The sequence below is a fragment of the Silvania sp. genome (genome assembly GCF_051656365.1).
Lineage (GTDB): Bacteria > Pseudomonadota > Gammaproteobacteria > Enterobacterales > Enterobacteriaceae > Enterobacter > Enterobacter hatchlandensis.
This window is the reverse complement of record NZ_JBOGBT010000095.1, coordinates 17,007-29,275: the sequence shown is the minus strand read 5'-3', so window position 1 is coordinate 29,275 and position 12,269 is coordinate 17,007. Positions and strand designations below refer to the sequence as shown.

Genomic DNA, 12,269 nt, shown 5'->3' with positions numbered 1-12,269 from the left:
TGCGGTTTTATGCACTCAGGCGGCGCATGCCGGGGCTCAGATGCCCTGCCAGCGGGCGAAGAGATCGGTCGGCAGCTGAATGTCAAACTGGTCAGTCACTCGATTCACGGTCTGATTAATCACATCATCCAGCGTCTGCGGACGATGATAAAACGCCGGAACGGGCGGCATGATCACCGCGCCCAGCTCGGCCGCCTGGGTCATCAGGCGCAGATGGCCTAAGTGCAGCGGGGTTTCACGTACGCACAGCACCAGTTGGCGGCGCTCTTTTAGCACCACGTCAGCGGCACGGGTGACCAGGGTGTCGGTATAGCTGTGGACGATGCCGGAGAGCGTTTTAATCGAACAGGGCAGGATCACCATGCCCGCGGTTTTAAACGAGCCAGAAGAGATACTGGCGGCGATATCACGGGCATCATGTACCACATCCGCTAACGACTGAACATCACGCAGAGAATAATCGGTTTCGAGGGAGAGGGTCTGGCGCGCCGCCTGGCTCATCACCAGATGGGTTTCAACGTCGGTGACGTCACGCAATACCTGCAGCAAACGCACGCCGTAAATCGCGCCGCTGGCCCCTGAGATCCCTACTATCAGTCGTTTCATGATTATCGCCCTTTCCATAACTGGGCAGACTGTGCAGGATTTTGGCGGGAGTTGCAAGCGAGGGCGGACGCCCTCGCCTGTAAAGATGATTAACCTTCGTTGTGCATCTCTAAGCTTTCGAGATCGTTCGCCATCTGCACGGCTTTCGCATCGTCGTTACGCAGGGAGTCGAGATAATCGAGATACTGTTGATCCACATCTTTGGTGACGTAGATGCCGTTAAACACCGAGCACTCAAACTGCTGAATGTCCGGGTTCTCGGCGCGTACCGCGTCGATCAGATCGTTCAGATCCTGGAAAATCAGGCCGTCAGCACCGATGATCTGACGAATCTCGTCCACTTCACGCCCGTGCGCAATCAGCTCGGTGGCGGTTGGCATATCGATACCGTACACGTTCGGGAAGCGAATTTCCGGTGCCGCTGAGGCCAGATAGACCTTCTTCGCACCCGCTTCACGGGCCATCTCGATAATCTGCTCTGAGGTGGTGCCACGCACAATGGAGTCATCCACCAGCAGCACGTTCTTATCACGGAACTCAGCGCGGTTGGCGTTCAGCTTACGGCGCACTGACTTACGGCGCAGCTGCTGGCCCGGCATGATAAAGGTGCGGCCAACGTAGCGGTTTTTCACAAAGCCCTGACGATAAGGTTTACCCAGGATCCGCGCCATCTCCAGTGCGATATCGCAGGAGGTTTCCGGGATCGGGATGACCACATCGATATCCAGATCTTCCCACTCGCGGGCAATCTTCTGGCCAAGCTTAGTGCCCATGTTGACGCGGGCGCTGTAGACAGAGATTTTGTCGATGAAGGAGTCCGGACGAGCAAAGTACACGTACTCGAACAGACACGGATTGCTGACCGGGTTTTCTGAACACTGACGGGTAAACAGCTGGCCTTTCTCAGTGATATAGACCGCTTCGCCAGGGGCGACATCACGCAGGAACTCAAAGCCCAGCGTATCCAGTGCCACGCTTTCAGAAGCCACCATATACTCGGTACGACCGTCGCCAATATCGCGCTTGCCCAGTACCAAAGGCCGAATACCGTTCGGATCGCGGAAGGCGACCATACCGTGGCCGATAATCATCGCTACGCAGGCATAGGCCCCGCGGATCTGACGATTGGTGGCGGCAACGGCAGCAAAAATGTTGTCTGCTTCCAGCGGATAGTGACGGAAGTTATCCAGTTCGCTGGCAAAGATATTGAGCAGAATTTCAGAATCAGACGTGGTGTTAATGTGGCGACGCTTCTCTTCAAACAGCTTCTGACGCAGCTCATGCGCGTTGGTCAGGTTGCCATTATGGGCCAGCGTAATGCCATACGGTGAGTTAACGTAAAACGGCTGAGCTTCAGAGGCGCTGGAACTGCCAGCGGTAGGGTAACGGACGTGACCAATACCCATGTTACCTTGCAGACGCTGCATGTGGCGGGCTTCAAACACATCATTTACCAGGCCGTTAGCCTTACGTAAACGGAAGCAGTTGTGTGCATCAATAGTGATGATACCCGCAGCATCCTGCCCACGGTGCTGAAGCACCGATAATGCGTCATAAATAGACTGGTTTACCGGCATGAAACCGGCGATACCGACAATACCGCACATTCGACATTTCCTCGTTAAGCCACATCTCAGAACAGGTTACGTTCTGGGCAAAAAACTCGACGAGCTTTGCAGATAGTCAAAGAACCATCTGATGATAAAGCTGAACTGCGGGATCAGCTGCGATGTCTGCCAGTCTGCGCTCTTCGAGAACCCGGTAAAGGTATCCAGGAAGAACAGTATCGCGGCAACAATCAGCACACCTCGCAATGCACCAAAACAGATCCCCAGAACCCTGTCGGTTCCTGACAGACCGGTTTTTTCAACCAGCTGGCCAATCACATAGTTGACGATGGCGCCAACCAGTAGCGTCGCGATAAACAGCACCGCGATGGCAATCCCATTTCGTACCAGTTCATCTTCAAAGCCCGTGAACCAGACAGACAGGTAAGTGTAGTAATGACTGGCAACAAAGAAAGCACAACCCCATGTCACCAGCGATAACGCTTCACGAACAAAGCCACGGATCAGGCTAACCAGACAGGAAAAACCTATCACCGCAATGATGGCGTAATCAATCCAGACCATATGTGTCCCACGATTAAACGCCCTGTCATCCAGTTCGGGGCGAATTCTAACAGAAAAAGAAAACGTTTGCGTAGGGATTTCCTTCCCCCGCGTAAATAAAAAAAGCGCTGAAAAAATGCTCAGCGCCGTTGACCGGTTGCGTCTCTCTGGACGCCTGCCTCTCCCTCACACCGGCCCTCTCCTGCCGGAGAAGGGGATATCAGTTCACGCTATAGTTCATCACTACGCCGCTCAGACCGGAGAGCTGGTTCAGCTCGCCGAGCGACCCTTTCAGTTTATCCCGGGAGGCATCCGGGCCGACGAGGATCCGGGTGATTTTACCCTGTACCGGGGTCGAAGGCGACGTGTAAACGCGGTATCCGGCTCCACGTAATTTTGCCACCACCTCGTTGACTTTATCGGCATTTTTGAGCGCACCGAGCTGAACCACATAGGCTTTGCCGGTGGGTGCTGGCTTCTCTTCCTGAACCGGCTTCGCAGGGGGTGTTTCAGCGGCGGCAGCAAGCTGTTCGCTGGCTCGGGTCTGCGGTTTTTCGACCGGTTTTGGCTTCGCAACGGGTTTGGCCTGCTGGGCAGGCTTAGGTTGTTCTGCCGGGAGCGTATCCATGTCGCGATTACTGTTCGCCGCAAAGCGCGCAGGATCTAACGATGGCGCAGCGGCATCGCCGGCCTGCACCTCTTCCGCTGCACCTTCAGGCGGCTGGATAGGCAGCGCCTGGGCTGCGGCGGGCATCATATCGGGCTCATCGCGATCGCCAGGTTTTGGCACCAGCGGGATCGCCGCGAACTCATCCTGGTAATGTTTTTTCTGCCCATCAAGCAGCCCCGGGAGAATAATCACCCCCAGCGCCACCAGCACAATGGTGCCTGCTAAACGGTTCTGAAACTTACTTGCCACCGGTTCTCCCCGCATCCATTACGTCCATGACATGTGCCACCGTATGGAAGGATCCACACACCAGCACGGTATCTTCTGGTCTGGCGTCCGCCATTGCGGCGCGCCATGCCTGCTCCACGTTGGTGAAGACTGCGCCCGTGCCGAGGTGTTCCATCAGCTGTTCGGCAGTCGCCCCGCGCGGGCCTTCCAGAGGTGCACAATACCAGCTATCGACCACACTCTCCATGCAGGCCAGCGTGCCGCCAATATCTTTATCATGAAGCATACCGATAACCGCCAGCACGCGCCCGGTTTTTGGCAGGGATTTGAGACGTCCCGCGAGGTATGCCGCGGCATGGGGGTTATGCGCCACATCCAGAATCAGACGCGGCGACTCGCTGACAATCTGAAAGCGTCCGGGCAGGAGCGCATCCTTAATGCCGTCGCGAATGGCCTGTTCGCTCACCGCGAGGCCGCTGGCCCGCAGCGCTGCCAGCGCCGTCGCCGCATTCGGCTGTGGCACCTGCGGCAGCGGCAGGTTTTCAAGCCGGCCCTGCGCATCCTCAAACTGCCAGCCGTTTTCTGCAACGCTATAGCGCCAGTCTACGTCGCGACGCAGCAGATTCGCGCCCTTCTCCTGCGCCACATCGCCGATGGTGTGCGGCATATCAGGCTCGCCGACAATCGCCGGTTTACCCGCGCGGAAAATCCCGGCTTTTTCACGGCCGATGCTTTCGCGATCCGGCCCCAGCCAGTCGGTATGATCCAGTGCGATGCTGGTGACCACTGCGACATCGGCATCCACCATATTGGTGGCGTCCAGACGCCCGCCTAAGCCCACTTCAAGGATCACCACGTCCAGTTGCGCCTGCTTAAACAGCCACAGCGCCGACAGCGTGCCGTATTCAAAATAGGTCAGGGAAATATCACCGCGCGCGGCTTCGATTTCTGCAAAGGACGCAGTGTGCGCGGATTCCGCCAGCTCTGTATTCTGCACGCGCACGCGCTCGGTGTAGCGCACCAGATGCGGGGAACTGTAAACACCCACTTTGTAGCCCGCGGCCATCAGCACCGTTTCCAGCGTCCGGCAGGTGGTGCCTTTGCCGTTGGTGCCCGCGACGGTGAAGACAAAGGGAGCCGGTTTCAGCACATCAAGGCGTGCGGCAACTTTGCTGATGCGCGCAAGTCCCATGTCGATGGTTTTGCTGTGCAGGTTTTCCAGATAAGAAAGCCACGCGGCCAGGGGCGACGTGGCTTGAGGAAGAGTGTTGTTTTCCATGTTGCGCGCTTTTCAGTTACGTTTAGAAAGCAAAAGGGCAGCGCCATCTGGCCCTGCCCTTTTCAGTTATCAGGCCTCGGGTTCCTGATCCGGTACCACCACGGCTTCGCGTGGCTCATCCGGACTCGGCGACGGCAGATTCATCAGCTTCGCCAGGACGCTTGCCAGTTTCAGGCGCAGCTCCGGACGGCGAACGATCATGTCGATAGCGCCTTTCTCAATGAGGAATTCACTGCGCTGGAAGCCCGGCGGCAGTTTCTCACGAACCGTTTGTTCGATAACGCGCGGCCCAGCAAAACCGATCAGCGCTTTAGGTTCAGCAATGTTCAGATCGCCCAGCATCGCAAAGCTTGCGGATACGCCGCCCATAGTCGGGTCAGTCAGTACAGAGATGTACGGCAGACCACGCTCCTGCATTTTTGCCAGCGCAGCAGAGGTTTTCGCCATCTGCATCAGCGACATGAGCGCTTCCTGCATACGCGCACCGCCGGAAGCAGAGAAGCAGATCAGCGGACAGTTGTCTTCCAGCGCCTGCTCAACGGCACGCACGAAGCGCGCGCCTACAACGGAACCCATTGAACCGCCCATAAAGGCGAATTCAAACGCGGCTGCGACAACCGGCATCTCATGCAGAGTGCCTTTCATCACCACCAGCGCGTCTTTCTCGCCGGTCTCTTTTTGCGCAGAGGCCAGGCGATCTTTGTATTTCTTGGAGTCGCGGAACTTCAGCAGATCTTTCGGCTCAAGTTCGCTACCCAGCTCAACCATGGAGCCTTCGTCCAGCAGACTGTGCAGGCGATTACGCGCCGACATGCGCATGTGGTGATCGCACTTCGGGCACACTTCCAGATTACGCTCCAGCTCGGCGCGGTACAGGACCTGGCCGCAGCTGTCACACTTGGTCCACACCCCTTCAGGAATACTCGCCTTACGGGTTGGGGTAATGTTGCTTTTAATTCGTTCAATCCAGCTCATTGATAACCTTTCTGCCTGAACCTGGTTCTATGCCAGCTTTGCTGTAAGGGGCGCATAATGCCATTTTTGCCCCCGACAGACCATGAATGTTGCACATTAAAACATAACAGCCCGAAACTTTGGACAAAAAAGTGGTCGAACCGCGGATGTGCTTTTATTTTGCCTGTTTTGCCGCCGCACGCCGATGACGAATAATTTCGATCACCCCCGGCAGAATGGAGACCACAATAATCCCTACGATCAGTAACTTAAGATTTTCCTGGATCATAGGTATGGTTCCGAAGAAATAGCCTGCGTAGGTAAAGCTGAGCACCCACAACAGCGCGCCGGTCACGTTATAGAGGGCGAACTGACGATAGGACATGTGACCCATCCCCGCAACAAACGGGGCGAAGGTCCTGACGATCGGCACGAAGCGCGCGAGAATAATCGTTTTGCCGCCATGCTTCTCATAAAACGCATGGGTTTTATCCAGATAGCTACGACGAAAAATCTTCGAGTCCGGGTTACTGAATAACCGCTCGCCAAACAGCCGACCTATAGTGTAGTTCACCGCATCGCCGAGGATCGCCGCAATGATCATCAGCACCACCATCAGATGGACGTTGATATCGTTGGTTTCCAGCGATGCCAGCGCCCCCGCCACGAACAGCAGGGAATCACCCGGTAAAAACGGTGTCACTACCAGCCCGGTTTCGCAAAACAGGATCAGGAACAGAATGGCATACACCCAGACGCCGTAATCAGCGACCAGCTCAGCCAGGTGAACATCGATATGCAGAATGAAATCAATTAGAAAGCGAATTAAATCCATATTGTCTAAACCTTTATTACCACGATTGCACAGCTATCAGTCCGCTAAAAACAGCGGGCCCATTGGCGGTTTCGGAAGGTTGAAACGATCCGGGTAATCCACCGAGACCAGATATAACCCTTCCGCTTTCGCCGTTGCTGCCGCCAGCGTTCTGTCCTTCGCTGCCAGCAACTCTGCAATCCAGCTCTCCGGCTGGTGTCCGGCGCCCACTTCCATCAGGCTGCCTACGATATTCCTGACCATATGATGTACAAAGGCATTCGCTTTGATATCGACCACCACGTATGCACCGTAACGCGTCACGTTAATGTGCATCACGTTACGCCACGGAGTGCGCGACTGGCACTGAACCGCACGAAACGAGGTAAAGTCATTTTCACCAATCAACGCCTGGGCCGCGCGCTGCATGCGGTCTGCATCCAGCGGCGCGTAATAATGCGTAACCCCCTGGCCCAGTACCGCCGGGCGAAGGCGCTGATTATAGATGATGTAGCGGTAGCGGCGCGCAGTGGCGCTGAAACGCGCATGAAAATCATCCGGCACATCTTTGACCCAACGCACCGCGATGTCACCAGGCAAATTCGCATTTACACCCAGCGTCCAGGCCGCGTCTTTACGCGCGGCGGTGGTGGTGAAATGCACAACCTGCCCGGTACCGTGGACGCCGGCATCGGTACGACCGGCGCACAATACACCGATCGGTTCGTTCGCCACCTGAGAGAGCGCTTTTTCCAGCTTTTCCTGAACGCTGCGCACTTCATTCTGACGCTGCCAGCCATAATATTTACTGCCGTCGTATTCGATCCCGAGGGCAATTTTATGCACTGGCTTTTGTTCCACGTCGGACATTAGTACAGGTACTCCTGCACCAGCTTCTCGGCAATTTTCACCGCCATCAGCGCGCCGCCGAAACGGACGTTGTCAGCCACTGACCAGAACTGGACCTGCTCCGGCATGCCGTAGTCGTTACGCACGCAGCCGACAGAAAGATGGGTGCTACCCGTCGCATCACCCACCTGCGTCGGGAATTCGCGCTCTTCAGACAGCACAATGTCCTCGCCGCGCGTAAAGGCGTCACGCGCCTCTTCGGCTGCCAGCGGGCGCAGCGCTTCAAAGTTCACCATCTGCGCGTGGCCGTAGAAGACCGGGGACTGCACGCAGCTTGCGGAGATCATCAGCCCTTCATCCTGCAGGATCTTGCGTACCTGATCGACGATACGGCGCTCTTCGCGCACGCTACCTTCGCGATCCGACAGCAGCGGCAGCATGTTGAACGCCAGTTGACGACCAAAGAAGTCCTCTTCATCAACCGGGATGCCGTTCAGCAGCTTCGCACTCTGCCCTGCCAGCGCATCCACCGCTTTTTTGCCGTGGGCAGAAGCCGACAGCAGGCTGGTGACGCTGATGCGAGAGAGTCCACCGTCATCGATCAGCGGCTTCAGGGCAACCAGCAGCTGGCTGGTCAGGCTGTCCGGGACGGCGATGATGTTGCGGTTGCGGTAATCGGCCAGCACGAACGGGTTGACGTCCGGCACCACCAGCGGCACGTCCGGCTCAAGGGCAAACAGGCCGCTTAAATCGATAACCAGGCAGCCCGCATTGGTGGCTTCTTCAATATAGGTGGCAGAGGCTTCCGCACCTGCGGCGAAAAAGGCCAGCTGCGCCTGCGTCCAGTCGAACGCGGCGGCATCCTGAACCCTTACGGATTTGCCTTCAAAACGCAGATGCTCACCGGCACTCTCGTTTCGCGCCAGGGCATAAATATCCCCCACCGGAAACTGACGCTCGGCAAGCGTTTCGAGCAGGGCTTCACCCACGGCGCCCGTAGCGCCCAGTATGGCAATGTTCCAGCCTTCAGACATGGTGGTTTACTCCAGCAATAAAAAAGCGTCCCCGCCGGGTTATCCGACAGGGAGCATTAAGAAGAAATTAACGTACCGGGTGATGAACGGCGTTGAAACCCAGCTTATGCAGTAATGATGCCGCGTCAGCGTCATCACACATCACATACAGGGAGGACCATTCGCGGCGCTCAAGATAGTGCTTACGCAGTTTGTCGAATTCACCGGGTTTACCCGCCACTTTTCGCAGCAGTGCGTCGTCGCGGCGCACATCATACACTAAATGCACCATTCGTTTCAGCGTTCCCTGATCGAGCGGGCCGTGCAGCGTAATGCGGCCAAAATCCGGGGTCGGCAGCAGGGTATCCAGCGCCACCTGCTGAGACTTGCCAATGAAGGTGCTGTAAGCCTCGAACACCTGGGTGGTGCCGCGCGCTTTCCCTTCCAGCGTGTAGCCCGCGATATGCGCGGTGCCGATATCGATTTTATCCAGCAGCGCGACGTTGAGATCCGGCTCGGGCTCCCAGACGTCCAGCACCACGCTGAGATCCTGTCCTGCGTCCAGCCGCTGAAGCAGCGCGGCGTTGTCGACAACCGGGCCACGGCAGGCGTTGATCAAAATAGCGCCCGGTTTCAGGCGGCTGATCAGCGCGTCGTCGGCCAGATGCAGGGATTTATACGGCCCATCTTTGAACAGTGGCGTATGGAAAGTCAGTACATCGCACTCGGCTACCAGTTGATCCAGGGTACGGAAATCGCCCTCGTCACCGCGATCGGCGCGCGGGGGATCGCACAGCAGCGTGCGAATGCCTAACGCCTCAAGGCGCTTTTGCAGACGCCCGCCAACGTTCCCGACGCCGATAATCCCCACGGTACGATCGGCAAGCGTGAACCCGTCGCGCTCGGCCAGCATCAGCAGTGACGAGAATACATACTCGACAACGGCGATGGCGTTACAGCCCGGCGCGGCAGAAAAGCCGATCCCCGCCTGCTTGAGCCACGCATCATCCACATGATCGGTTCCTGCGGTGGCCGTGCCGACAAACTTCACCGCTTTGCCCGCCAGCAGCGCCTCATTCACCTTGGTCACGGAGCGCACCATCAGCGCATCGGCGTCGTCCAGCTCAGCCAGCGGAATCGGGCGACCGGGGACAGCCCTAACCTCACCCAGGCGGCTAAACAGCTCACGGGCGTAAGGCATATTTTCATCAACGAGGATTTTCACGACTGAGTACCTGTTTGAGAGGAAGAAAACCTGTCAAGTGTGCCATAATCTGGCCGCCAGGCATATACGTAACCTGGTTTACGATGCGTAACGACCTTAAGGATTTTTGACGATGCAGCCCATTTCAGGTACGCCGCCGCGCCCTCCGGGTGAAGGCCCCGTAACGTCCAGCGTTGCGGGCGAACAGCCCCTATCCACGCAGCAGCGCACCGTGCTGGAGCGCCTGATTACCCGGCTGATCGCCCTGACGTCGCAGCAAAATGCGGAAGTGTGGGCGGGAGTCAAACACGACCTTGGGCTGAAGAGCGATGCGCCATTCCTGTCGCGCCACTTCCCTGCGGCAGAGCAGAATCTGAACCAGCGCCTGAGCAGTGCCCAGCAAAACCATACCACCCGGCAGGTCGTCTCCCAGTTGACGGAGTTGCTGAGCCAGGGCAATAACCGCCAGGCGGTCAGCGAATTCATTCGCCAGCAGTACGGGCAGACCGCGCTGAGCCAGCTGACGCCGGACCAGCTCAAAAACGTGCTGACGCTGCTGCAGAATAATCAGCTGTCGATCCCACAGCCGCAGCAGCGCCCGGCCACGGAGCGCCCGCTGCTGCCTGCCGAGCACAACACGCTGAAGCAGATGGTGACCAAGCTTGCCGCCGCAACGGGTGAGCCGACCAAGCTTATCTGGCAGTCAATGCTGGAGCTGTCAGGCGTGAAGGCGGGTGAGCTGATCCCGGCCAAACAGTTTACCCATCTCGCCACCTGGCTGCAGGCGCGACAGACGCTGAGCACCCAAAGCGCACCAACGTTGCACACGCTGCAGGCCGCATTAAGACAGCCACTGGAAGCGCGCGAGTGGGACAGTATTCAGGATTATGCCCGCCAGAACTGGCAGGCGACACCGCAGACGGCCCTGACCACCGCACAGGTTCAGAGCCTGCTGGGGGAGATTTTCCTGCGCCGCGCCGAGCGTGAGAATGCCACGTTAGAAGTTCGCAATATCCAGCCGATCTACAGCCCGCTGCTTGCCCCGGTGGTCGACTCACTGAAATCGATGTCGGCCCGTCCAGGGCTGATGTTTGTCGCGCTGCTGGTCGTGATGGTCGTCATCTGGATAGTCATCTGACAAACAAAAAGGGAGCCCTGAGGCTCCCTTTTTTCATCCGGCGTAAAAATTACGCGTTCAGCTTACGCATGACCAGCGTGGCGTTGGTGCCGCCGAAGCCGAAGCTGTTAGACATGACGGTAGTCAGTTCACGCTCGGTTGGCTCGGTGACGATGTTCAGGCCAGCAGCCTGCTCGTCCAGCTCCTCAACGTTGATGCTTGGGGCGATAAAGCCGTGTTCCAGCATCAGCAGGGAGTAGATGGCTTCCTGTACGCCAGCGGCGCCCAGTGAGTGACCGGTCATGGCTTTGGTCGCAGAGATGGCCGGGCTATTGTCGCCGAACACTTCGCGGATCGCACCCAGCTCTTTCACGTCGCCTACCGGAGTAGAGGTACCGTGGGAGTTCAGGTAGTCGATTGGGGTGTCGAGACCCTGCATCGCCATCTTCATGCAGCGCACTGCGCCTTCACCCGATGGAGCAACCATGTCTGCGCCGTCGGAGGTTGCGCCGTAGCCAACGATCTCAGCATAGATGTGTGCGCCACGGGCCAGAGCATGTTCCAGCTCTTCAACCACAACCATACCGCCGCCGCCTGCGATGATAAAACCGTCGCGTTTGGAATCATAAGTACGGGAGGCTTTTTCCGGGGTTTCGTTGTATTTGGTGGACAGTGCGCCCATCGCGTCGAATTCACAGGCCATTTCCCAGCCCAGTTCTTCGCCGCCGCCCGCAAACACGATGTCCTGTTTGCCCAGCTGGATCTGCTCTACCGCGTTACCGATACAGTGTGCGGAGGTAGCACAGGCGGAGCTGATGGAGTAGTTTACGCCGTGAATTTTGAACGGCGTCGCGAGGCACGCGGATACCGCTGAACCCATCGCTTTGGTCACAACGTACGGACCGACTGCTTTCAGGCCGCGCGGGCTACGCATGGCGTCCGCACCAAAGACCTGCGCTTTAGACGAACCGCCGGAGCCTGCAATCAGGCCAACACGTGGGTTGTTCTGATAAACGTCTTCGCTCAGACCGGCATCAGCAATCGCTTCCTGCATGGAGAGATAGGCGTAAATGGAGGCATCGTTCATGAAACGGACCACTTTGCGATCAATCAGACCGGTGGTGTCCAGTTTGACGTTGCCCCAGACGTGGCTACGCATACCAGAATCAAGAAACTCCTGAGAGAAGGTGATTCCCGAGCGTCCTTCACGCAGAGATGACAGGACTTCCTGCTGGTTGTTACCGATGCTGGAAACGATGCCCAGGCCAGTAATCACTGCACGTTTCATTCAATACCTCTGTAAGTCGCACTATGTAAGTTTCGAGTCGCACAATAGCGTACACTTGTACGCCGAACAAGTCCGATCAGCAATTTCTGCGGAAATTTGCACCAGCAGACGTACATCGTTAAGATCGCGGCACAGC

At 57.3% G+C, this 12,269-nt stretch carries 12 protein-coding genes; 1 reads left to right on the top strand and 11 read right to left on the bottom strand.

Annotation, left to right across the window (positions count from 1 at the left end; translation table 11 throughout):
- Nucleotides 1-36 precede the first annotated feature (36 nt).
- From ACRDD5_RS18975 to pdxB, 10 genes are all read right to left on the bottom strand, one after another.
- Nucleotides 37-606 (bottom strand): UbiX family flavin prenyltransferase, encoded by a 570-nt coding sequence (locus ACRDD5_RS18975; RefSeq protein ID WP_271282857.1) that lies wholly within the window; start codon nucleotides 604-606, stop codon nucleotides 37-39.
- 89 nt (nucleotides 607-695) lie between these two features.
- On the bottom strand, nucleotides 696-2,213 hold the full coding sequence (gene purF / locus ACRDD5_RS18970) for an amidophosphoribosyltransferase (protein WP_271282858.1): 1,518 nt from the start codon (nucleotides 2,211-2,213) through the stop codon (nucleotides 696-698).
- Between the two features lie 36 nt (nucleotides 2,214-2,249).
- Nucleotides 2,250-2,738: a colicin V production protein gene (gene cvpA, locus ACRDD5_RS18965; protein ID WP_271268892.1), complete on the bottom strand. Its 489-nt coding sequence runs from the start codon at nucleotides 2,736-2,738 to the stop codon at nucleotides 2,250-2,252.
- 199 nt (nucleotides 2,739-2,937) lie between these two features.
- Nucleotides 2,938-3,636, bottom strand: a complete 699-nt coding sequence (gene dedD / locus ACRDD5_RS18960; protein WP_438677674.1) for a cell division protein DedD — start codon at nucleotides 3,634-3,636, stop codon at nucleotides 2,938-2,940.
- The gene (folC, locus tag ACRDD5_RS18955) at nucleotides 3,626-4,894 is read right to left on the bottom strand and encodes a bifunctional tetrahydrofolate synthase/dihydrofolate synthase (protein ID WP_438677673.1); all 1,269 of its coding nucleotides are present in this window, start codon (nucleotides 4,892-4,894) and stop codon (nucleotides 3,626-3,628) included. Before folC ends, dedD begins: the two co-directional genes overlap by 11 nt.
- 69 nt (nucleotides 4,895-4,963) lie before the next feature.
- Entirely contained in the window at nucleotides 4,964-5,869 is a 906-nt protein-coding gene (gene accD / locus ACRDD5_RS18950) for an acetyl-CoA carboxylase, carboxyltransferase subunit beta (RefSeq protein ID WP_271282861.1), read from the bottom strand.
- A 154-nt stretch (nucleotides 5,870-6,023) separates the two neighbouring features.
- Nucleotides 6,024-6,683, bottom strand: a complete 660-nt coding sequence (locus tag ACRDD5_RS18945) for a DedA family protein (RefSeq protein ID WP_271282862.1) — start codon at nucleotides 6,681-6,683, stop codon at nucleotides 6,024-6,026.
- A 36-nt stretch (nucleotides 6,684-6,719) separates the two neighbouring features.
- Nucleotides 6,720-7,532: a tRNA pseudouridine(38-40) synthase TruA gene (gene truA, locus ACRDD5_RS18940; protein WP_271282863.1), complete on the bottom strand. Its 813-nt coding sequence runs from the start codon at nucleotides 7,530-7,532 to the stop codon at nucleotides 6,720-6,722.
- Nucleotides 7,532-8,545 (bottom strand): aspartate-semialdehyde dehydrogenase, encoded by a 1,014-nt coding sequence (locus ACRDD5_RS18935; RefSeq protein WP_438677672.1) that lies wholly within the window; start codon nucleotides 8,543-8,545, stop codon nucleotides 7,532-7,534. Before ACRDD5_RS18935 ends, truA begins: the two co-directional genes overlap by 1 nt.
- A gap of 67 nt (nucleotides 8,546-8,612) precedes the next feature.
- Complete coding sequence (pdxB, locus tag ACRDD5_RS18930) at nucleotides 8,613-9,749, bottom strand: 4-phosphoerythronate dehydrogenase PdxB (protein ID WP_438677671.1); 1,137 nt, start codon at nucleotides 9,747-9,749, stop codon at nucleotides 8,613-8,615.
- Between the two features lie 112 nt (nucleotides 9,750-9,861).
- On the opposite strand from pdxB, the gene flk reads away from it, so the two are divergent.
- The gene (gene flk / locus ACRDD5_RS18925) at nucleotides 9,862-10,866 is read left to right on the top strand and encodes a flagella biosynthesis regulator Flk (RefSeq protein ID WP_271282866.1); all 1,005 of its coding nucleotides are present in this window, start codon (nucleotides 9,862-9,864) and stop codon (nucleotides 10,864-10,866) included.
- Nucleotides 10,867-10,915: 49 nt separating this feature from the next.
- Here the strand turns inward: flk and fabB are convergent, their stop codons facing one another.
- Entirely contained in the window at nucleotides 10,916-12,133 is a 1,218-nt protein-coding gene (fabB, locus tag ACRDD5_RS18920; RefSeq protein ID WP_271282867.1) for a beta-ketoacyl-ACP synthase I, read from the bottom strand.
- Between the last annotated feature and the right edge of the window lie 136 nt (nucleotides 12,134-12,269).